The organism is Bradyrhizobium centrosematis (genome assembly GCF_045571495.1).
In the GTDB taxonomy this organism is placed as follows: Bacteria; Pseudomonadota; Alphaproteobacteria; order Rhizobiales; family Xanthobacteraceae; genus Bradyrhizobium; species Bradyrhizobium centrosematis.
Window position 1 is genome coordinate 2,674,996 of record NZ_CP120703.1, and the last position, 21,578, is coordinate 2,696,573.

Annotated in this window: 19 protein-coding genes; 11 read left to right on the forward strand and 8 right to left on the reverse strand. The window is 64.6% G+C overall.

Features of this window, described 5'->3' with window-relative positions:
* Positions 1 to 66: 66 nt before the first annotated feature.
* Positions 67 to 1,185, forward strand: a complete 1,119-nt coding sequence (locus P6U31_RS12825) for a cobalamin-independent methionine synthase II family protein (protein WP_407188771.1) — start codon at positions 67 to 69, stop codon at positions 1,183 to 1,185.
* 106 nt (positions 1,186 to 1,291) lie between these two features.
* Here the strand turns inward: P6U31_RS12825 and P6U31_RS12830 are convergent, their stop codons facing one another.
* Positions 1,292 to 3,010 carry a caspase family protein gene (locus P6U31_RS12830; protein WP_407188772.1) on the reverse strand — a complete coding sequence of 573 codons (1,719 nt, stop codon included), beginning with the start codon at positions 3,008 to 3,010 and terminating at the stop codon, positions 1,292 to 1,294.
* 173 nt (positions 3,011 to 3,183) lie between these two features.
* Here P6U31_RS12830 and P6U31_RS12835 point away from each other — a divergent pair, with 173 nt between their 5' ends.
* The 4 genes from P6U31_RS12835 to P6U31_RS12850 all read left to right on the forward strand — a co-directional run bounded on the left by P6U31_RS12835 (position 3,184) and on the right by P6U31_RS12850 (position 8,963).
* Positions 3,184 to 4,539: a hypothetical protein gene (locus tag P6U31_RS12835; protein WP_407188773.1), complete on the forward strand. Its 1,356-nt coding sequence runs from the start codon at positions 3,184 to 3,186 to the stop codon at positions 4,537 to 4,539.
* Positions 4,540 to 4,599: 60 nt separating this feature from the next.
* A complete protein-coding gene (metK, locus tag P6U31_RS12840) occupies positions 4,600 to 5,796 on the forward strand; it encodes a methionine adenosyltransferase (RefSeq protein WP_407188775.1) in 1,197 nt (398 codons plus the stop codon).
* A 124-nt stretch (positions 5,797 to 5,920) separates the two neighbouring features.
* Positions 5,921 to 7,342 carry an adenosylhomocysteinase gene (ahcY, locus tag P6U31_RS12845; RefSeq protein WP_407188776.1) on the forward strand — a complete coding sequence of 474 codons (1,422 nt, stop codon included), beginning with the start codon at positions 5,921 to 5,923 and terminating at the stop codon, positions 7,340 to 7,342.
* Positions 7,343 to 7,502: 160 nt separating this feature from the next.
* Entirely contained in the window at positions 7,503 to 8,963 is a 1,461-nt protein-coding gene (locus tag P6U31_RS12850; RefSeq protein WP_407188778.1) for a flavin-containing monooxygenase, read from the forward strand.
* 20 nt (positions 8,964 to 8,983) lie between these two features.
* On the opposite strand, the gene P6U31_RS12855 is transcribed toward P6U31_RS12850, so the two are convergent.
* From P6U31_RS12855 to P6U31_RS12865, 3 genes are read right to left on the reverse strand one after another with little or no spacing between them, the layout of a single operon-like run.
* A complete protein-coding gene (locus P6U31_RS12855) occupies positions 8,984 to 10,213 on the reverse strand; it encodes an MFS transporter (RefSeq protein WP_407188780.1) in 1,230 nt (409 codons plus the stop codon).
* Positions 10,214 to 10,243: 30 nt separating this feature from the next.
* A complete protein-coding gene (locus tag P6U31_RS12860; RefSeq protein WP_407188781.1) occupies positions 10,244 to 10,480 on the reverse strand; it encodes a 4-oxalocrotonate tautomerase family protein in 237 nt (78 codons plus the stop codon).
* Positions 10,481 to 10,495: 15 nt separating this feature from the next.
* Complete coding sequence (locus P6U31_RS12865; RefSeq protein ID WP_407188782.1) at positions 10,496 to 11,206, reverse strand: SDR family NAD(P)-dependent oxidoreductase; 711 nt, start codon at positions 11,204 to 11,206, stop codon at positions 10,496 to 10,498.
* 203 nt (positions 11,207 to 11,409) lie between these two features.
* Between P6U31_RS12865 and P6U31_RS12870 the strand changes: the two genes are divergently transcribed.
* The 4 genes from P6U31_RS12870 (at position 11,410) to P6U31_RS12885 (ending at position 14,271) form a co-directional block, all read left to right on the forward strand.
* Positions 11,410 to 12,333, forward strand: a complete 924-nt coding sequence (locus tag P6U31_RS12870; protein ID WP_128926816.1) for a LysR family transcriptional regulator — start codon at positions 11,410 to 11,412, stop codon at positions 12,331 to 12,333.
* A gap of 239 nt (positions 12,334 to 12,572) precedes the next feature.
* Positions 12,573 to 12,728, forward strand: a complete 156-nt coding sequence (locus P6U31_RS12875) for a hypothetical protein (protein WP_014493894.1) — start codon at positions 12,573 to 12,575, stop codon at positions 12,726 to 12,728.
* A 141-nt stretch (positions 12,729 to 12,869) separates the two neighbouring features.
* Positions 12,870 to 13,799 carry an aspartyl/asparaginyl beta-hydroxylase domain-containing protein gene (locus P6U31_RS12880; protein WP_407188785.1) on the forward strand — a complete coding sequence of 310 codons (930 nt, stop codon included), beginning with the start codon at positions 12,870 to 12,872 and terminating at the stop codon, positions 13,797 to 13,799.
* A 13-nt stretch (positions 13,800 to 13,812) separates the two neighbouring features.
* Positions 13,813 to 14,271, forward strand: coding sequence for a YybH family protein (locus P6U31_RS12885; protein WP_407188786.1), 459 nt, complete (start codon positions 13,813 to 13,815; stop codon positions 14,269 to 14,271).
* A 64-nt stretch (positions 14,272 to 14,335) separates the two neighbouring features.
* On the opposite strand, the gene P6U31_RS12890 is transcribed toward P6U31_RS12885, so the two are convergent.
* The 3 genes from P6U31_RS12890 to galE all read right to left on the reverse strand — a co-directional run bounded on the left by P6U31_RS12890 (position 14,336) and on the right by galE (position 18,007).
* Positions 14,336 to 15,037 carry a fumarylacetoacetate hydrolase family protein gene (locus P6U31_RS12890; protein WP_212250608.1) on the reverse strand — a complete coding sequence of 234 codons (702 nt, stop codon included), beginning with the start codon at positions 15,035 to 15,037 and terminating at the stop codon, positions 14,336 to 14,338.
* A 35-nt stretch (positions 15,038 to 15,072) separates the two neighbouring features.
* A complete protein-coding gene (locus P6U31_RS12895; protein WP_407188788.1) occupies positions 15,073 to 16,875 on the reverse strand; it encodes an ABC transporter ATP-binding protein in 1,803 nt (600 codons plus the stop codon).
* 118 nt (positions 16,876 to 16,993) lie between these two features.
* On the reverse strand, positions 16,994 to 18,007 hold the full coding sequence (gene galE, locus P6U31_RS12900) for a UDP-glucose 4-epimerase GalE (RefSeq protein WP_407188789.1): 1,014 nt from the start codon (positions 18,005 to 18,007) through the stop codon (positions 16,994 to 16,996).
* Between the two features lie 126 nt (positions 18,008 to 18,133).
* Here galE and P6U31_RS12905 point away from each other — a divergent pair, with 126 nt between their 5' ends.
* A complete protein-coding gene (locus P6U31_RS12905) occupies positions 18,134 to 19,171 on the forward strand; it encodes a glycosyltransferase family 4 protein (protein ID WP_407188791.1) in 1,038 nt (345 codons plus the stop codon).
* Between the two features lie 174 nt (positions 19,172 to 19,345).
* Here the strand turns inward: P6U31_RS12905 and waaF are convergent, their stop codons facing one another.
* Positions 19,346 to 20,434, reverse strand: coding sequence for a lipopolysaccharide heptosyltransferase II (waaF, locus tag P6U31_RS12910; protein ID WP_407188793.1), 1,089 nt, complete (start codon positions 20,432 to 20,434; stop codon positions 19,346 to 19,348).
* Positions 20,435 to 20,594: 160 nt separating this feature from the next.
* Between waaF and rfaD the strand changes: the two genes are divergently transcribed.
* Positions 20,595 to 21,575: an ADP-glyceromanno-heptose 6-epimerase gene (gene rfaD, locus P6U31_RS12915; RefSeq protein WP_407188794.1), complete on the forward strand. Its 981-nt coding sequence runs from the start codon at positions 20,595 to 20,597 to the stop codon at positions 21,573 to 21,575.
* The last annotated feature ends 3 nt before the right edge of the window (positions 21,576 to 21,578 follow it).

A 21,578-nucleotide genomic window follows, 5' to 3' on the forward strand; every position in this document is an offset into this window, starting at 1 on the left:
TTTCTTCCCGCGAACCGGTCACCACTTCGCTTGAAAACGCTATAGAAAATGTCCCGGGAGTAACAAATGCAGCGAACCAAAGCCCCCTTCCGCGCCGACGAGGTCGGCAGCCTCCTGCGTCCTGCTAAGATCAAGGAAGCCCGTAGCCGGCTCGAGAAGGGCGAGATCTCGGCCGACGATCTGCGCAAGATCGAGGACATGGAGATCGAGAAGGTCGTGCACAAGCAGGCCTCGATCGGCCTGAAGCTCGCGACCGATGGCGAATTCCGCCGCTCCTGGTGGCACTTCGACTTCCTGGCCAAGCTCACCGGCTGCGAGCTGTTCCACCCCGACACCGGCATCCAGTTCGCGGGCGTGCAGACCCGCCACGATGCGGTGCGCGTCATTGGCAAGCTCGACTTTCCCGACAGCCACCCGATGCTCGACCACTTCCGCTTCCTGAAGAAGGTCGCCGACCAGGCCCACGTCACCGCCAAGATGACGATCCCTTCGCCGGCGGTGCTGCACTTCCGCGGCGGCCGCAAGTCGATCTCCAAGGACGTCTACCCCGATCTCGAGGCGTTCTATGAGGACCTCGGCAAGACCTATCGCAAGGCGGTGAAGGCGTTCTATGACGCCGGCTGCCGCTATCTTCAGTTCGACGACACGGTTTGGGCCTATCTCTGCTCGCAGGACGAATTGCAGAAGGCGCGCGAGCGCGGCGACAATCCGGACGGTCTCCAGCAGATCTATGCGCGCATCATCAACTACGCGCTGGCCGAGAAGCCCGCCGACATGGTGGTGACGACCCATGTCTGTCGCGGCAATTTCCGCTCGACCTGGATCTCTTCGGGCGGCTACGAGCCCGTGGCCGAAACCATGCTCGCCGGCACCAATTACGACGGCTACTTCCTCGAATACGACAGCGACCGCGCCGGCGGCTTCGAGCCGCTGCGCTTCCTGCCCAAGGGCAACAAGGTCGTCGTGGTCGGCGTCATCACCTCGAAGTTCGGCGAGCTGGAGAAGAAGGACGACATCAAGCGCCGTCTGGAAGAAGCCGCCAAGTTCGCACCGCTGGAGCAGCTCGCGCTCTCCCCGCAATGCGGCTTTGCTTCGACAGAGGAGGGCAACATCCTCTCCGAGGAAGAGCAGTGGGCCAAGCTCAGCCTGGCCGTCGAGATCGCGAAGGAAGTGTGGGGCAATTGAGGTCAAGTGTCATTCCGGGGCGATGCGAAGCATCGAAACCGGAATCTCGATATCCCGGGTCTGGTGCTTGCGCACCATCCCGGGATGACGACGCGTAAACGCGTCGTCACTTCTCCGCCAGATAAACCTCGCCCAGCAGCGAGGAGTTCGACCACGGCACCTGCTTGTTCTTGGTGCTCGACACCACTTCCGCCCGGACCCGCGTCAGCATCTGCTGCACTTCCAGCCCCGGCGTGCCGATATGGCGGGAGAGGGCGGCCGAGAACGGCGAATTCGCGCCTTCGCCGTCGAGGGCGACCTGCCCTGGCGCCGTTGCGAAGGCGATCAGCGTGCCGGCGCCCAGCATCGCGCCGCTCCCGAGGCTCGTCGGTGCCGCCAGACCGGAGGCGCCTTCAATGGCGCGATTGGTACCGGCGGATGCGACCTGCTGCGCCATCGGATTGTTGCGGCAGGCATCGAAGATCAGAATGTTCGTGCGAACCTGGTCGTCGAGCCCGGCCATGATCGTGTCCATGTCGATCATCGCCGCGGTCATGCCCGTGCCCGGCTTGAGCTCGACGTCGACGGGAATGAGATAGTTGCGGCCGTCGACCTGCACGCCATGGCCGGCATAATAGACCACGGCAATCTGCGCTCGCGCTGCCTCGCGCAAGAACTCGCGCGTCATTCTCTGCATCGCGGCGCGATCGAGATCGATGCCCTCGGACACGGTGAAGCCGATGTCGCGCAGGCTCTTGGCGACGGCGCGCGCATCGTTGGCCGGATTGGGCAGCGCCTTGACATGCGCGTAGGCGCCGTTGCCGACCACCAGCGCCATGCGCGTGCCGCGGACGGCCGGAGCGGGCGAGGGCGCGGGCGTTGCGCCGGTCTGCTGCGGAGCGGGGGCGGAGGTCGGCTGCGCCGTCGGTGAGGGCGCATCGCGCGGGGGCGGTGCGGCTGGCTCCGTTACCAGCGATAACCGCACCCTGGCGGTAGCCTGATTGGCCTTGCTGCCGGCATCCGACGCCGCGATAGCCAGCGCTGTCCTGTAATCGTCCGTTGCGTGCGCATAGTCGCCTTTGGCTTCATAGGCGAGCGCGCGATGGATGTAGCCGGAGATCAGCACGCTGTTCGGCGGCGTCATGATGTTGACCGGCGGCTTGTCCTTGGCGAGCCGGATCGCCTCGCTGCCGTCGGCGATGGCGCGATCGAGGTCGCCCCTGGCGCGCCAGATCGCGGTGCGGTTGATCAGCGGCTGCGGCAGCGATGGATCGAGCCGGATCGCCTGGTTGATGTCGGAGAGCGCGCCGTCGAGATCGCCGAGTGCCTCTTTTGAGATGCCGCGATTCTGGAACGAGAATGCCGATTTCGGATCGGCCTTGATCGCCATGTCGTAGTCGGCAATGGCCTTGGCGTAGTCGTGCTTGCCGCGCCAGGCGTTGCCGCGGTTGTGGAAGATGGTGCCGCTGGGCGGCCCGAGCTTCAGCGCGTCGTCGAAATCGCTGATCGCGATCTCGTACTCGCCCTTGTCGTAATAGGCCGACCCCCTGAGATTGTAGGCCGCCTGGCTCGGCTGCAGCCGGATCGCTTCGGTAGCATCAGCGATGACCTTCGAATAGTCGCCCTTCTTGTTCCAGCCCACCGCGCGCCAGAAATGGATCGTCGCCAGTTGCTCGCCTCGAAACACCTTCAACGCGATGATCTTGTTGCAGGCATCGATCATCTTGTCCGCCGGCGTCGTGTCGGTGGTGCAGAGCGGCCCAAGCTGATTGCGGGCCTGCGCCACCACGGGCGCGGACCACAGGGTTGTAGCGAGCAGACTGAGCGCGACGAGCAGGCGGCGCATGGCGATGGTCCCCATCAGACGAAGAGCGCCTGTTTGTTGCCCGGCAGGGTGGAAGGGTTCACGGCCCGCGGTGGCACGAATGGCGAGGAGATGCCTCGATCCGCTATTCCCTTGGTGGGCAGATTCTGATACGAGGTGTGGTCCCACCCGTTCTGCCCACTAGCATCCCACCCATGAAGAACGACGAAATCTTAAGCCAGATCACGGAGTTCTGCCGCAAGGCGGACATGGCGGAATCGACGTTCGGGCGGCGGGCGGTGAACGATGGGAAGCTGGTGCACCGCCTACGCGAGGGCAAGCGCATCACCATCGATACGCTGGAGCGGATCCAGGCCTATATGGCGGCTTCGATGGCTGGCGGCGTGCCGCCGCCGCGGGGGCTTCAGGTGCCGCCCGAGAAGCGCGATCCGCGCGGTAATTTCCGCTTCTTCGAGAACCGCCAGAAATACCTGCTGTTCGTCCACACCTGCAGCGAGAAGCGGGTGATCGCCGACAGGGTCGCGCTGGAGCTCACCTCGATCCATCCGCGCCCGCCGGCCCTGCGCATGTTCGACGCGGGCGTCGGCGACGGCACGGTGCTGGCGCGGGTGCTGCGCGCGACGCACCAACGCTTTCCGCACATGCCGTTCTACGTCGCCGGCAAGGAGCTTAGCCTGGAGGATTTGCGCCTGACGCTGGAGAAGGTGCCGGATCGCATTTTCGAGCATCCGGCGTCGGTGTTTGTCTTCACCAACATGTTCTACTCGGAGGCGCCCTGGCTCACGCCGGCATCGCCAGCGGCGGCGGCTGCGACCGTCTGGCACGAGGTCCCGCTGCGGGGCGCCTCGTCGGGCGAGTTCGAGCAGCAGATCGCAGAGCTTCGGCCGTTCCTGGAGCAGAACTGGCGCGCCGCGATCAGCCCGCGCACCGCCATGCCGCTGTATGAGCGGCCGGTGGTTCTGGTGCTGTATCGCGAGGACCACAGGTTCCTGCTGGATTCGACCATTCCGCGGCCGGGCCAGACCGAAGCCAATTTCGACCTCGTCATCGCGTCCCAGCCCTACCGCGCCCTGTCCTCGGTCAACTTCCGCGCCAAGCGGATCATCGCCCCCCTGGCGCGGGCGCTTCGGCCGGGCGGGCGGCTGATCGGTATTCACTCCCATGGGCAGGATCCGGGCATGGAAATGATCCAGGCGATCTGGCCTGGAGAAAATCCTTTCGCGGTGAGCCGTCATGAGCTATTGCGCGCCGTTAAGTATGAACTCGGTTCGGTGGGCCGCGACTTAAATTTTAATGCCTACGCAGATAACCGCTCGATCTTCAGGTATGATATGGAAGCGCTGCCCAACGAGGTGACCGGGACGATCGGAACCTCGACAGCCTTTGCAGCGTGGAATGCGGCGGTGTATGTCGCTCAGATTGAGGACGACCGGTTGATAGAAATGACTCAAAACGGCCGCACTCTGGATGCCGCCAGGGACGTGCTGCGAAAGTACAATGGGCTCTGGTTTCTCGACGAATCCTACGTCATCTCGCGTCGGCGTGATTGACATCATCAAAAGTAAACATCGCAAACGCCCGCCGGCTAGCGGCGGAACAAGGGGTTACTGATGCGCGCGTCCTATCTCTTCACCAGCGAGTCCGTGTCAGAGGGTCATCCGGACAAGGTCTGTGACCGGATCTCCGACGAGATCGTCGATCTGTTCTACCGCGAAGGGCCGAAGGCCGGCATCGATCCCTGGCAGATCCGCGCCGCCTGCGAGACGCTCGCGACCACCAACAAGGTGGTGATCGCCGGCGAGACCCGCGGTCCGAAGTCGGTGACTAACGAGCAGATCGAGGGCGTCGTCCGCGGCGCGATCAAGGACATCGGCTACGAGCAGGAAGGCTTCCACTGGAAGACCTGCGACATCGAGATCCTCTTGCATCCGCAGTCGGCCGACATCGCCCAGGGCGTCGATGCGCTGCAGCCGGGCGAGGTCAAGGAAGAGGGCGCGGGCGACCAGGGCATCATGTTCGGTTACGCCACCAACGAGACGCCTGATCTGATGCCGGCGCCGATCTTCTATGCCCACAAGATCCTGCGTCTGATCTCCGAAGCGCGTCACTCCGGCAAGGAGAAGGTGCTCGGTCCGGACTCCAAGAGCCAGGTCACGGTGCAGTACGAGAACGGCAAGCCGGTCGGCGTGCGCGAGATCGTGGTCTCGCACCAGCATCTGATCGAGGACATCTCGTCCAAGCAGATTCGCGACATCGTCGAGCCCTATGTGCGCGAGGCGTTGCCGAAGGACTGGATCACGCCAAAGACGATCTGGCACATCAACCCGACCGGCAAGTTCTTCATCGGTGGTCCCGACGGCGACTCCGGCCTGACCGGCCGCAAGATCATCGTCGACACCTATGGCGGTGCGGCCCCGCATGGCGGCGGCGCGTTCTCCGGCAAGGATCCGACCAAGGTCGACCGTTCGGCGGCCTATGCCGCGCGCTACGTCGCCAAGAACATCGTCGCCGCCGGTCTGGCCGATCGCTGCACGCTGCAGCTCGCCTACGCCATCGGCGTGGCGCGTCCGCTGTCGATCTACATCGACACCCACGGCACCGGTAAGGTGCCGGAGGAGCAGCTCGAGAAGGCGGCGGCGCAGGCGATGGATCTGACGCCCCGCGGCATCCGCACCCATCTCGACCTCAACCGCCCGATCTACGCGCGCACCGCGGCCTACGGCCATTTCGGCCGCACGCCCGACAATGAGGGCGGCTTCTCCTGGGAGAAGACCGACCTCGTCGAGCAGCTCAAGCGCGCGCTCTGATTCACTTGCGTCGTTCCGGGGCGCCGCAACCGCGGCGAACCCGGAATTTCGCACCCTGCGGATTCCGGGTTCGCTCGTTTCACGGGCGCTCCGGAATGACGAGCCAAACAAACAGGAATCTCTCATGAACGCGAAGCCCGGCTTCACCGATTACATCGTCAAGGACATTTCGCTCGCCGATTTCGGCCGCAAGGAGCTCTCGCTGGCCGAGACCGAGATGCCCGGCCTGATGGCCACCCGCGAGGAGTACGGCCCGAAGCAGCCGCTGAAAGGCGCCCGCATCGCCGGCTCGCTGCACATGACGATCCAGACCGGCGTGCTGATCGAGACGCTGGCCGCGCTCGGCGCCGACATCCGCTGGGTCTCCTGTAACATCTATTCGACGCAGGACCACGCTGCCGCCGCGATCGCGGCCGCCGGCATTCCCGTCTTCGCCGTCAAGGGCGAGACTCTGACCGAGTACTGGGACTACACCGCAAAGCTGTTCGACTGGCACGGCGGCGGTCACCCGAACATGATCCTCGACGACGGTGGTGACGCCACCATGTATGTCCATCTCGGCCTGCGCGCCGAGAACGGCGACGCCGCCTTCCTCGACAAGCCCGGCTCCGAGGAAGAAGAAGTTTTCTTCGCGCTTCTGAAGAAGCAGCTCAAGGAGAAGCCGAAGGGCTATTTCGCCGGGATCGCCAAGAGCATCAAGGGCGTTTCCGAGGAGACCACGACGGGCGTGCATCGTCTCTACGACATGCAGAAGGCGGGCACGCTGCTGTGGCCGGCCATCAACGTCAACGACAGCGTCACCAAGTCGAAGTTCGACAACCTCTATGGCTGCCGTGAATCGCTGGTCGACGGCATCCGCCGCGGCACCGATGTGATGCTGTCCGGCAAGGTCGCGATGGTCGCCGGCTTCGGCGACGTCGGCAAGGGCTCGGCCGCTTCGCTGCGCCAGGCCGGCTGCCGCGTCATGGTGTCGGAAGTCGATCCGATCTGCGCGCTGCAGGCTGCGATGGAAGGCTATGAAGTCGTGACCATGGAAGACGCCGCGCCCCGCGCCGACATCTTCGTCACCGCCACCGGCAACAAGGACATCATCACCATCGAGCACATGCGCGCGATGAAGGATCGCGCCATCGTCTGCAACATCGGTCACTTCGACAACGAGATCCAGATTGCGGCGCTGCGCAATCTGAAGTGGACCAACATCAAGCCGCAGGTGGATGAGATCGAATTCCCCGACAAGCACCGCATCATCCTGCTGTCTGAGGGACGTCTCGTGAACCTCGGCAACGCGATGGGCCATCCGTCCTTCGTGATGTCGGCGTCCTTCACTAACCAGACGCTGGCGCAGATCGAGCTGTTCGCCAACAACAAGGACGGCAAGTACGAGAAGAAGGTCTACGTGCTGCCAAAGACGCTCGACGAGAAGGTTGCCCGCCTGCACCTCGCCAAGATCGGCGTCAAGCTCACCGAACTGCGCAAGGACCAGGCCGACTACATCGGCGTGAAGCAGGAAGGTCCGTACAAGAGCGACCACTACCGCTACTGATCCGCAGGTCCAATCGACAATCGACGCGAAGCCCCGGAGTGATCCGGGGCTTCGTTGTTTCGGCACATGGAATTCAACTCGCTTTACGGTTGCTGCACGCCCGATTGCCGATTGACGGCCAGGAGCGGCGGGCGGACAATCCGCCCCGGCGGAGGAAACCATGCAACAAGAACATTTCGACGTGCTGATCGTCGGTGCCGGCCTGTCCGGTGTCGGGGCCGGTTATCATTTGCAGACCAAGTGTCCAGGCAAGAGCTACGTCATCCTGGAGGGGCGCGACTGCATCGGCGGCACCTGGGACCTGTTTCGTTATCCCGGCATCCGCTCCGACAGCGACATGTTCACGCTCGGCTATTCCTTCAAGCCGTGGACCGACCCGAAGGCGATCGCGGATGGACCGCAGATCCTGAATTATGTGCGCGAGACCGCCAGCGAGAACGGCATCGACAGCCACATCCGTTTCCGCCACCGCGTCAAGCGAGCGGCGTGGTCGACGCAGGATGCGCGCTGGACGGTCGAGGCCGAGCGCATCACGGGCGAGGGCGCAACCGAGCTGGTGCGCTTTACCTGCAATTTCCTGTTCATGTGCTCGGGCTATTACAAATATGAGGCGGGCTACACGCCGGAGTTCAAGGGCGCCGGTGATTTCGCGGGCCGCATTGTGCATCCGCAGAAATGGACCGAGGACATCGACTACGAGGGAAAGCGCGTCGTGGTGATCGGCTCGGGTGCGACCGCGGTGACGCTGGTGCCGGAGCTCGCCAAGAAGGCGGCGCAGGTCACCATGCTGCAGCGCTCGCCGACTTATGTGGTGTCGCGACCGGCGCAGGATCCCGTCGCCAACAAATTGCGCCGCAACCTGCCGGCGCGGCTGGCCTACCATCTGATCCGCTGGCGCAACGTGATGTGGGGGATGTTCTTCTTCCAGCTCAGCCGGCGCCGGCCGGCAAAGGTGAAGGACCTCATCCTCAAGGGCGTCCAGATGGCGCTCGGCCCGGACTACGACGTCGCCACCCATTTCACGCCGCGCTACAATCCCTGGGATCAGCGGCTGTGCCTGGTGCCCGACGGCGACCTGTTCAAGGCGATCCGCGAGCAGCGCGCCAGCGTCGTCACCAGTGAGATCGACACCTTCACGCATGACGGCATCCGCCTGAAGGACGGAAGCGAGCTTGCGGCCGACATCATCGTGACGGCGACGGGGCTGGTGCTGCAGGTGGTCGGCGGTCTCGAGGTCAGCGTCGACGGCCGCACTGTCGATTTCGCAAACACGCTGACCTACAAGGGCATGATGTATGCCGACGTGCCAAACATGGCCTCGGCGTTCGGTTACACCAATGCGTCCTGGACGCTGAAATGCGACCTCACCTGCGAATATGTGTGCCGCCTCATCAACTACATGGACCGGCACAATTTCCGCCAATGCATGCCGCACAATGACGACCCCGAGATTACCGCGCAGCCGTCGCTCGATTTCACCTCGGGCTATGTGCAGCGCTCGGTCGCCAAAATGCCGAAGCAAGGCTCGAAGCGGCCGTGGCGGCTGTACCAGAACTATGCGCTCGACATCGTCTCGTTGCGCTTCGGCCGGATCGACGACGGCGTCATGCAGTATTCCTGATCGCGCCGTCGGCCTGAGATCTAAGTCTTGCGCATGATCAACGCGAGACCGAGGTCGATCGCGAGCGCAAGCACCACGGCGCCGCTGCCGAGTCCGAACAGCACCAGATAGTCGCCGCCGGTCTGGGCGTAGATCCAGGAGAAGCCGTAAGCGGCGGCTGCCTGGAACAGCGCAAAGCTGGTGGTGGCGTGGCTCCATGTCGCGCGCTGCTGCTCCGCCGAATGCGGCACGAGCTCGTGGATGCGCCCGAGCACCAGCGGAACGATGCCCGGCGTGAAGCCGCCGATCACGACGCTTGATACGATCAGCGAGAGCGGCGCGGCGCTGACGGTCGGCAGCAGCACGGCCGCAGCCTCGATCAGGAATGCCGCGCGCAATGCCGGGCCAAATCCCGAGCGGTCTCCAAGATGGCCGGTGACGAGCGGGCCGACGATCGCGCCGAGGCCGTACAGCACCCAATAGCGCGATCCCGCAGCGATGCCCTGGCCAAGGCCACGCGCGACGAAATCGACGATGAAGACCATGTGGGGCACCAGCGCCACCGCGTTGAGGCCATACTGGACCAGCAGTGCGCGAGCCGCCCCCGAGGCGCGATGGTTCTTCCTTTGATGCGAAGGCGCAGCATCACCTTGCGCTTCGGTCGGCCAATTCCACCAACTCGCGAACGTGAGCAGAGCCGACAGGGCGCCTAGGCCATACCAGGCCTGCTGCAGGCCCTGCTGCAGCAGCAACGGCACCAGCGTGCCCGACGCGGCGACGCCGAGACCGACCCCGGCAAAGATCACCCCGCCGACAATGCCGCGCCGGGCGGGTGAGGTGTGCGGCAGGATGACGGAAGCCGTCAGCACCATGATGATGCCGCCGGTGAGGCCAGACAGAAAGCGCCAGGCGAAGAACCAAGTGAACGACACCGGTACCGAGCTTGCGAAGAAAGAAAGGGTGGCGAGCAGCATCATGGCCCGGAGTGCTCGGACCGCGCCGATCCGGGTGGCTGCCGTGCGGGCTGCGATCGCGCCGGCCAGATAGCCGGCGAGGTTCGCCGCGCCGAGATAGACGACGTCGGATGCGCTGAACCATTTGGTCGTGATCAGGGCGGGGATCAGCGGCGTGTAGGAAAAGCGGGCAAGGCCGAGTCCGACCAGCGATGCGGACAGGCCCGCTACCGCATATCGCCAGGTTGCTTGCGATGTTGATCCCGGCTGCGGATGCAGCCGGGTCTCCAGATGTTGCTTGGTATTTGCGTTGGTCATGTCATCCTCCTGCGCGCAACGGCGCTCGGATCATCCTGCCTGGCTGGTGCGGCGGCGCCGAAATTCCTGCACCGGCAGGCCGCCCCAACCCCAATTGTCTGTGTCGACTTCCTCGATCACGACGAAGGTGGCCCCGAGCGGCTTGCCGAGAACGTCGCGTAGCAGCTCGCTCGATCCCTTGATCAGCGCCGCCTTCTCCTCCGCGGTAACCGACGCCGCTCCCGGCGTCGTTCCCTCGCGGGTCACTTGAATGGTGACGATGGGCATGATGCTTCTCCGCGTTCAATGGCCGGCGCTCTGACCGCCGTCGACATGCAGGATCTCGCCGGTGACGAAGGAGGCGCCCTCGAGATAGAGCACGGCATCGACGATGTCGGACATCTCGCCCATATGGCCGACCGGATGCATCGCGCCGTATTGCGCATGCGTCGCGACCGGGTGCATCGGCGACTTGATGATGCCGGGCGACACCGCGTTCACGCGGATGCCGCGCCTCGCATACTCGATCGCAAGCGACTTGGTCGCGGCGTTCAGCCCGCCCTTGCTCAGCGAGGCCAGCACCGACGGTACGTTCGAATTGGCGTGGTCGACCAGCGTGGTCGTGATCTGGACCACGTGGCCGGATCCCTGCTTCTCCATCTCGGCGATGGCGAGTTGCGTGATGTTGAAGAAGCCCGCGACGTTGGTGCCCATCACGGCCGCATAGTCTTCGGCCGTGTACTGGGTGAACGGCTTTGCGACGAAGATGCCTGCATTGTTGACCAGCGTGTCGACCCGGCCGAAGCGGGCAACAGCCTGCGAGACCACGCGCTCGGCGGTGGACCGGTCGGCGATGTCGCCGGCAACGGCGAGGACGTCGTCGTCGCCCGACGGCTTGATGGAACGCGCCGTGGCGACGACGCGATAGTTGCGATCGCGAAAACCCTGGACCAGAGCGGCGCCAATACCCTGTGATGCACCGGTGACGATGGCGACCTTCTGCTCGATACCCATGACGGGCTCCTGTTGTTGGCTTCAGAACCTGCGCCAGTGGTGGCTGGCTTCGACATTGACGTACGCTGCGCTGCCCTGGCTGCGAATATGCGCTGCCCGGCAGACATTCTTTCGCGGCGCGAACGAATGCCGGATCGACGGTTGTCGCGGCATGGACGAACGCATAGCTTTCGGATGGAATCCAAGGGGGCGGCGGGAAGCGCATGGATCGTCTGGATGCGATGAAAGTGTTTGTGCTTGCCGTGGACGAGGGGAGCCTCGCTGCCGCGGGCCGCAAGCTCGGCCGCTCGCCGGCAGCCGTCAGTCGCGCCATCGCCTTCCTGGAGGAGCGGGTCGGCGCCGAACTGCTGCACCGGACGACGCGCGCGATCAAGCTGAGCGAGGAGGGCGAGCGCTATGTCGTGATCTGTCGGCGCGTGCTCACCGAGCTGGAGGAGGCCGACGACATTGCGGCCGGACCGCGCTCGGCGCCGCGCGGTCTGCTCGCGATCACTGCGCCCGTGGTGTCGGGCGAGATGGTGCTGCGGCCGATCCTCGATGCATTCCTCGATGCCTATCCGACGGTGTCGGCGAAGCTGTTGCTGTTCGATCGTGCGGTCAATCTGGTGGAGGAGGGGGTCGATATCGCGCTTCGCATCGGTCCTCTCGCGGATTCGGCGATGGTGGCGATGCGGGTCGGCGAGATCAGCCGCGTCGTCGTCGCGTCCCCGCGTTATTTGAAGCAGCATCCGCGCATCGCCGAGCCCGGCGATCTCGCCAAGCACCAGATCGTGGCGATGGCGCACCTTCCCAATTCCTGGACGTTTGCGCCGCAGGCCGGCTCATCTGCAGCCCGCACGGTGCAGTTCACGCCTCGGCTCGTCGTCAACAGCACCTATGCGGCCGTGGCGTCTGCGGTCGCCGGGCGCGGCGTGGCCCGGATGTATTCGTACCAGGTGGCCGAGCAGGTCGCGCGGGGCGAGCTCGAAATCGTGCTTGCCGGCGACAAGGATCCGGAGATGCCTGCGCATCTGATCTGTCCGCAGGGCCGGCTCTCGGTGCCCAAGGTGCGCGCCTTCACCGACTTTGCCGTGCCGCGGCTGAAGAAGCATTTTGCGCAGCTCAAGAAGAGCCTCGCGGCGCACTAGAGCGTTTTCGAGCGAAGTGGACACCGGTTCGCGTGAAGAAAACGCGTCAAAACAAGAATCTAGGGCTTCGGTTCTGATTCAATCAGAACCGAAAATGCCCTAGACTTTGCCAATGCGTTGTTTCGCGTATTCGGCCGCCTGGCTGAATCGGCGATGGTTCCGGAACGGTTAACGCCGATTTAACGGATGAGTCCTAGCCTGTCTCGGCCGGGGTTACTCGCAAGGCCGAGGTGAGCCCAATGGAAGCCCAGAAGATCGCGGTCGACGCCGTCGTCGCGCTGACCGATTGCGACCGCGACGCCGTGATCGCCTTTATCCGCCGACTCTACCTCGCCGGCGTCACCGATCCCAAGCGCCTGACCTTCAAGGGCCTGCAGGCGCTGTCCCGGGCCTGATTCGGCCGATCTTGGCCCGTTTCGCCCCAGTTCCATCCCCTCCGCTCTCCTCGGCGTGATTGCAACCCACCGGTGAATATCTTGCCGCTGGGACCTCCTCGGGCTACACGACACCCGGCTGGGTCACTTGGGATTGGGGAAATGCTGAAACAGCTTTTTGCGCCGCAACTTGTCATTTTGTATGTGCTTGCGGCCTCGACGATTTACGTTCACTTCCGCGGCAAGCAGCGGCTGCGCTTTGCGCGCCAGCTCGGCGATCACTCGACCTATCTCGCCCCCTACAATGTGCTGATGTATGCGGGCTCGGCGGTGCCGAACAGGCCGGTGATCTCGGTCGAGCAGTTTCCGGAGCTGAAGCCGCTGAGCGAGAATTGGGAGACCATCCGCGACGAGGCCGTGCGCCTGTTCGACGAAGGTTTCATCCGCGCGGCGGCGAAGAACAATGATTGGGGCTTCTACTCGTTCTTCAAGAGCGGCTGGAAGCGCTTTTACCTGAAATGGTACGACGACTTCCTGCCCTCGGCGAACACGCTGTGCCCGAAGACCGTTGAGCTGCTCAAGTCGATCCCGAGCGTGCATGGCGCGATGTTCGCAATGCTGCCGCCGGGCGGCAAGCTGGGCGCGCATCGTGATCCCTTCGCGGGTTCGCTGCGTTATCACCTTGGCCTGGTCACGCCGAACTCGAACAAGTGCCGGATCCTGGTCGACGGCGTCGAATGCGTCTGGCGCGACGGCGAAGCCTTCATGTTCGACGAGACCTTCATCCACAGCGCCGAGAATGCGACCGACGTCAACCGCATCATCCTGTTCTGCGACGTCGAGCGCCCGATGAGGTACGGCTTCATGACCGCGATCAACCGCTGGGTCAGCCATCACATCGTCAAGGCATCGGCGACCCAGAACGTCGACGGTGAGAATGTCGGCGTGCTCAACAAGGTGTTCGGCAAGCTCTACGAGGTCCATCTCGCCAGTCGCAAGGTGAAGGAGTGGAACCGCAACGTCTACTACACGCTGAAATACTCGCTGACGGCGCTGATCCTCGGCCTGATCGTATATTCGGCGCTGAAGTGATCGGCGCATCCCGATGAACTCCTTGCCGGTCGCGACGCCAGGGATCGTTGAGTTCTTCCATCATTGGTTGGACACTTTCGCGGGCTATGTCCGCGAGGTCGATTACGCCTCGGCGCGGCCGCTCTTCCATCCGGACGTGCTCGCCTTCGGCACGCACAACGATGTCATCCCCGGCCTCGATCAATGGGTCAAGACGCAATGGGACAATGTCTGGCCGAAGACGGCCGACTTCCGTTTCGTCCTCGAGCAGACGTCCGTTCTCGCGTCTGCCGACGGCACGATGGCGACGGTGATCGCGCCTTGGACGAGCACGGGCTATCATCCCGATGGCAGCACGTTCGCGCGCCCTGGCCGGGCGACGATGGTGTTTTCGAGAGGCGGCGATGGCTGGCTGTGCGTGCATTCGCACATGTCGCTCAATCGCGGTGTGCCGCAAGCGAGCCACGCCAATCGGCCGGTGAAGGCTTGGTAGTTGCGGTCGGAATGAAAAAGGCCCCGGTCACGTCCGGGGCCTTTCAATTGAAATGGTTGGCGGCTTACTCCGGCTGGCCGATCGAGACCTTCAGCGTGCCGACGCCGTCGACGCCGCATTCGAGCTTGTCGCCCGGCTGGAGCTGCGACACGCCGGCCGGGGTGCCCGTCATGATGATGTCGCCGGCGGCGAGCTTCACCTGCTGCGAAAGTTGCCAGATGATCTCGGGCACGTTCCAGATCAGCTCGGTGAGATCGCCCTTCTGGGCTTCCTTGCCGTTGACCGTGAGCCAGATCTTGCCCTTGGCGGGATGGCCGATCTTGGAGGCGGGCTGAATTGCGGAGCAAGGAGCGGAGCCGTCGAACGACTTGCCGATCTCCCAGGGGCGCTCCTTCTTGCGCGAGGCGATCTGGAGGTCGCGGCGGGTGAGGTCGATGCCGACGGCGTAGCCATAGACGTGATCGAGTGCCTTCTCGGCCGGGATGTTGAGCCCGCCGCTCTTCATCGCGACGATCAGCTCGACCTCGTGATGCAGGTCCTTGGTCAGCGGCGGATAGGGGATGGTGGCGCCGTCGGGCACCAGCATGTCGGCGTGCTTGGCGAAGAAGAACGGCGGGGCGCGCTCGTCATTGCCCATCTCGCGGATGTGCTCGAGATAGTTGCGGCCGACGCACCAGATGCGGCGAACCGGATAACGGCCGCTTTCCCCGACGACGGGAAGCGAGGCCTGGGGCGGAAGCGGGATGACGTAGGAGGCGGCGTTCATGAAGCGGTCTCGCTGCTCTTGAGGTGGAACGAACTCTATGCGGTTGCGCTGATCGGCGCCAGAGCGCCGGCGTCGTGATGCTGCAGGCGGAAGAACGAGGCATAGCGGCCGCCGCGGCGGAGCAGTTCATCGTGCCGGCCCTGCTCGACGATCTCGCCGCCCTCGACCACCAGGATGCGGTCGGCATGCATGATGGTGTGTAGGCGGTGTGCGATCACGATGGTGGTGCGGTTCTGGCAGAGATGCTCGATCGCCTCCTGCACCTGCCGCTCGGACTCCGAATCCAGCGCGGCGGTGGCCTCGTCCAGGAGGATGATCGGGGCGTTCTTGATCAGCGCGCGGGCGACCGCAATGCGCTGGCGCTGGCCGCCGGAGAGCTGGGTGCCGTGCTCGCCGACCGGCGTGTCGTAGCCCAGCGGGAAGCCCATGATGAAATCATGCGCGCAGGCGGCCTTCGCCGCCTCGATGATGTCGTCCTCGCTCGCGCCAGGCTTGCCGAAGGCGATGTTGCTCCGGATGGTGTCACGGAACAGATAGACGTCCTGACCGACATAGGCGGTCTGCGCGCGCAGCGACTTGCGCGACACCGCGCCGATCGACTGGCCGTCGATCACGAGGTCGCCCTGCGTCACCTCGTGGAAGCGCAAGAGCAGCGCCAGCACGGTCGACTTGCCGCCGCCGGAAGGGCCGACCAGCGCGGTGACCTTGCCGGGCTCGGCAACGAAATTCATGCGGTTGAGCACGGTCTCGCCGCTGCGATAGGCGAAGCTGACGTCGCGCAGCTCGATCCGCGCGTCGGTGAGCTTCAGCGCCGGCTTGTCGTCGTCGGAGTGCTCGCTCGCCGGGCTGTCGACGACTTCGAGCAGCATGCGGGCGCCGACGAGCTGGCTGTTCAAATCGATGTTGAGCCGCGCCAGCCGCTTGGCCGGCTCGGTCGCCATCAGGAAGGCGGTCATGAAGGAGAAGAACGCACCGGGCGTGGCGTTGAGCGCGACCACGGCATAGCCGCCGTACATCAGGCAGCCGGCGACCGCGAAACCGCCGAGCATCTCCATCAAGGGGTTGGAGCGGTTGGCGACGCGGGCCATCTTGTTGGCGTTGCGCTCGACGATCGCGATGTTCTCGTCGATCCGCTTCTGCATCGTCTCTTCGAGCGTGAACGCCTTGACGGTGCGAATGCCTTGCAGCGACTCCTGCATCGTCTCCATGATGTCGGCGGTGCCGGTGAACTGGTTGAAGGCGAGACCCTTGATGCGCTTGACCAGCTTGCGCAGCACCAGCATCGCTGGCGGCACCGCAACGAGGCCGATGAACGACATCAGCGGGTCCTGCCACACCATCACCCCGATCATGGCGAGCAGCATCAACAGGTCGCGCCCGATGGCGTTGACCAGCATGTTGAGGACGTCGGTGATCGACTTGGCGCCGGCCGTCAGCCGCGCCAGGAATTCGGAGGAATGGCGCTCGGAGAAGAAGCCGACGCTCTCGCGCATCAGTTTGGCAAAGAGCTGGCGCTGATTGGTGGCCAGGATCGCGTTCGAGATCTTGGTCAGGATCACCATGTGGCCGTAGGTCGCCACGCCCTTGATGAAGAGCAGCAACACCGTGATGCCGGAGAACATCGCGATGCCCGGGATGTTCTTGTCGACATAGGCCTGGTTGATGACCTGGCCGAGCACGTAGGTCGCGCAGGCGGTTGCGCCGGCGGCGACCGCCATCAGCGCGAAGGCGACGAGATAGCGCCGCCAGTACACGATCCCCTGTTCCATCACGAGGCGGCGAATCAGGGTCGCGGCCGCATAGGGATCGTCGGTGATTTTCTTTGGAAACTGGGCCATCCGGTGTCCATTGACGGCGCAGGACAAAGCCTGCCCGCGCGTCAGGGATCGAACGGCCTCTGTGCCCGCTCAGCTGCGGTTTTTCAAGCCCAATTAAGGGCTTGCGCTTGGGATGATTCTAGGCCGAGACGGCTTGGCGGAGCTCGCCATGGCGCTCGCGGAACAGCTTGTCCTCCCAGGCCAGCGCATGGGCCGCGATGGTCTCGAGGTCGTCGTATTGCGGCCTCCAGTCGAGCAGGCTGCGGATGCGGTTGGTGTCGGCGACCATGGTCATGATGTCGCCCGGCCGCCGCGGCGCGTATTGCACGGCAAAGCTGCGGCCCGACACGCGGCGTACGGCATCGATGGTCTCCAGCACCGAATAGCCGCGGCCATAGCCGCAATTGAGCGTCGTCGAGGCGCCGCCATTGCGCAAATAGGCCAGGGCCGAGCGATGCGCCTGTGAGAGGTCCGTGACGTGGATGAAGTCGCGGATGCAGCTGCCGTCGGGGGTTGGATAGTCGGTGCCGAACACGTCGATCTTGGCGCGCTGGCCGGTGGCGGCTTCCACCGCGATCTTGAGCAGATGCGTGGCGCCGACGGTGGCAAGCCCGATGCGCGCGTGCGGATCGGCGCCGGCGACGTTGAAATAGCGCAAGGTCACGTATCGCATGCCGTAGGCGGCGGCGACGTCGTGCAGCATGATCTCGGTCATCAGCTTCGACGAGCCGTAAGGCGACAGCGGCCGCGTCGGCGCGTGCTCTGGCACCGGCACCTGGTCCGGGTTGCCGTAGACGGCGGCGGTCGAGGAGAAGATGAAGCGGTCGATGCCGCGCTTGACCGCGACGTTGAGCAGGTTGCGCGCGGTCCCAAAATTGTTGCGGTAATAGCCGAGCGGATCGCGCATCGAATCCGGCACGACGACCGAGCCGGCGAAATGGATGATGCTCTCGATATTGTGCTGGGCGATCACGCCCTCGATCAGGTTCTCGTCGCCGGCATCGCCGATGAACAGAGGCACGCCCTCGGGCAGATAGGCGGAGAAACCGGTCGAGAGATCGTCGATCACGACGACGTCCTCGCCGGCTTCCGCCAGCGCCAGGACCGTGTGACTTCCGATATAGCCGGCACCGCCGGTGACTAGCACAGTCATGATCTCACCCGTCTCCGATCAACGCGCGAAGCTAGCGCTTGCGTGGTGAAGAGGGGGTATCGGCATGGCCGAACTGGTCACTATGCTTAATGTTGCGTATAGGGGGCCTGTCAAACGGAGTGCGACGTGGCCAATTTTCCCGGCGATCTCGAAGTGATCGTGCCAAATCTGCACAGGCGCTATTCCGGGGTCACCGCGACCAACCGGATGGTGGCGCCGCGGCTGGCGAGGCTGTATCGCGCCGCCTGGTTCGGCTCCGACGCGCCGGCGGGGATCGCGAGGCTGAGCGTTGCAGATTTCCTCAAGCTGTGGCGCCGCAAGGCGCCGCTGATCTGGCACGCGCGGCGCAACAACGAGATGATCGCCGGCGTCGTCCTGCGCGCGCTCGGCTGGCCGCTCAGGCTCGTGTTCACCTCGGCGGCGCAGCGGCATCACTCATGGATCACGCGCTGGCTGATCCGGCGCATGGATGCGATCATCGCGACGTCGGATATCTCGGCCTCGTTCCTGAAGGTGAAGGCGACGGTGATCCCGCACGGCGTCGACACCGATGTCTACGCACCGCCGCAGGACCGTGCAGCGGCGTTCGCGGAAAGCGGCCTGCCAGGCCGCTACGCGATCGGCTGCTTCGGCCGCGTGCGTGCGCAGAAGGGCACCGATCTGTTCGTCGATGCGATGTGCCGCTTGCTGCCGCGCTATCCGGACTTCACCGCCGTCATCGTCGGCCAGGTCACGCCCGAGCAGACGCCTTTCGCAAACGACCTGAAGAAGAGGATCGAGGCCGCCAACCTGCAATCGCGCATCGTCATCACTGGCGAGCTGCCTATCGAAGAAGTGCAGCGCTGGTACCAGCGGCTGACGATCTACGCCTTCACCTCGCGCAACGAAGGCTTTGGTCTGACGCTGATCGAGGCGATGGCGGCGGGCAGCGCGCTCGTCGCCGCGCGCGCCGGTGCGGCCGAGCTCGTGGTCAAGGACGGCGTGAGCGGCGTGCTGATCCCGACCGGCGATGTCGATGCGCTGGCTGCGGCACTGGAGCCGCTGATGCGCGATGTGGCTGCTGCGGCCGCGATGGGCGAGCGCGGGCGGGCACGCGTGCTCGAACGGTTCAGCCTCGATGCAGAAGCGGCGCGGATCGGCGAGGTCTATCGGTCGCTGCTGTGACCCACGCCGTGAGGGGCCGAAAACAAAAACGCGAAAACAACCCCATGCACAGTAGCCGGGGCCAACGAAATCAAGGGCTTGCAAGCCGGCGCGGCATCGCGGATGTCATGACGTCGATTGACGCGCCGGGCAAAACAACGGTGTGATGCCATCATCGGCGCAGGCCTCACACGCTCACGTCGTCGCGTGCGCTGTGGCCTCACCCAGCACCCGCTGTGCAATCGCCGCCACCTCGCTTGCTGCGATATTCCGCATGCAGCGGTGGTCGTTCATCTTGCAGATCGTGCTCTGGCAGGGTTGGCAGGACAGCACTTCCTTGTCCTGCACCACGGTCGCGGCAAGGCCGTTGAGTGGCGCCCAGAGATAGGGGCTGGTCGGGCCGAAGATGCCCATGGTGGGCGTGCCCAGGGCCGCCGCGATGTGCATCAGGCCCGAGTCGTTGGAAATGGCGACGCCGGCCGCCGCCATGGCCAGCACGCCGTTGCGCAGGTCGGTGCCGGTGAGGTCCCGCACCCCGGGGCCGCCAGCGGTCCCCGTGCCGCCTGCCGCGACGATCTCCTGGGCGAGGCTTTTTTCCGCGGGGCCGCCGACCACCCAGACCTCCAGCCCACGCTCGACCAGCAGTCGGGCGGCCTCCGGATAATAGGTCCAGCGCTTGGAGACGCCGACGGAGCCTGGGGCGAGCGCCACCGCGGCGCCGGCGCTGAGGCCGTTGGCCTGCCGCCAGCGAGCGATCTCCTCGGCGGGAACGCGCAATTGCGGCACCGGCCATTCCGCCGGCAGGGGGGCGCCATCGGGTTGGGCGAGGGCGGCGTTCTTGTCGATGAAGCGGGGCAGCTTCTTCTCGCCCCAGCGCCAGCGGTTCAGCAGGCCGAACCGGAACTCGCCGACGAAGCCGACCCGTTCAGGAATACCGGCCAAAGCGGGGGCGATGGCTGCCTTCCAGGTGCGCGGCAGCACCAGCGCGGTGCCGTAGTTCCGTTCGCGCAGGAGCTTCGCCAGGGCCAGCTGGCGGCCCACGGCGAGCCGGCCGCGCGGCATATCCCAGACGATCCCAGCACGCACGCCGGGCATGTAGTCGACCAACGGGGCGCACAGCGAGCTCGTCAGCAGATCGACCGGCCGATTGGGCCAGCGCTCCTTCAGGACCCGCACAACGGTGTGATTCCGGACAAAATCGCCGATCCACATATAGGGAATGATCAGAATCGGACGGGTGTCGTCCCGGTCTGCGCTTCCGCTGGATTGCGAATCCTGGTTCATTCTTTAATAGGACCGAGCCGATCTGATATGGCGGTTCGGTAGCCGCTCCGGGCCTACAGGTAAAGCCGGCAGACCGAGCAATCCCAAAACCGCTTACACTTTGCCGGCTCATGCGCTACGGCAGGATCGGGGCCGCAAAGAACGGGCAGGAATTTTCGGAATGTTGCTGGTGACCGGCGGGGCCGGTTTTATCGGGTCGAACGTCTTGGCTGCGCTCAATGACGCGGGCCGCAGCGACGTCGTGGTTTGCGATCTGCTGGGCTCCGACGGCAAGTGGCGGAACCTCGCCAAGCGCCAGCTTGTGGATATCGTTCCTCCGGCCGAGCTGATGGACTGGCTGAAAGGCCGCAAGCTCGATGCCGTGATTCATCTCGGGGCGATTTCCGAGACCACCGCGACCGATGGCGACCTCGTGTTCCAGACCAATTTCCGTCTGTCGATGCGCCTCCTCGACTGGTCTACGGCAGGCGCCGTACCGTTCATCTACGCTTCCTCGGCGGCGACTTACGGCGACGGCGCGACCGGTTTCGACGATGACGCCTCGATTGCCGCACTGAAAAAGCTGCGGCCGATGAATCTCTACGGCTGGAGCAAGCACATGTTCGATCTCGCGGTTGCCGGGCGCGTCGCGAGCGGCGATCCGCTGCCGCCGCAATGCGTGGGCTTGAAATTCTTCAACGTGTTCGGCCCTAACGAATACCACAAGGGCTCGATGATGAGCGTGCTGGCGCGCCGCTTCGACGACCTCAAGGCTGGCCGCGTCGTGCAATTGTTCAAATCGCATCGCGAGGGCATCGCCGACGGCGACCAGCGCCGCGATTTCATCTATGTCGACGACGTCGTGCGCGTCGTCATGTGGCTCTTGGCGACGCCCTCCGTCTCCGGTCTCTTCAACGTCGGAACCGGCAAGGCACGCAGCTTCAGGGACCTGATGCTCGCGGCCTATGCGGCGCTCGGCACCAGGCCCAACATCGAATATATCGACATGCCCGAGCAGATTCGCGGGGCTTACCAGTACTTCACCCAGGGCGAGGTCGATCGCCTCCGCCGCGCCGGCTATAACGGCGGCTTCACGACGCTCGAGGACGCGGTGAAAGCCTATGTCGGGGATTACCTCGACCGGCCCGACCGCTTCCGCTGAGGC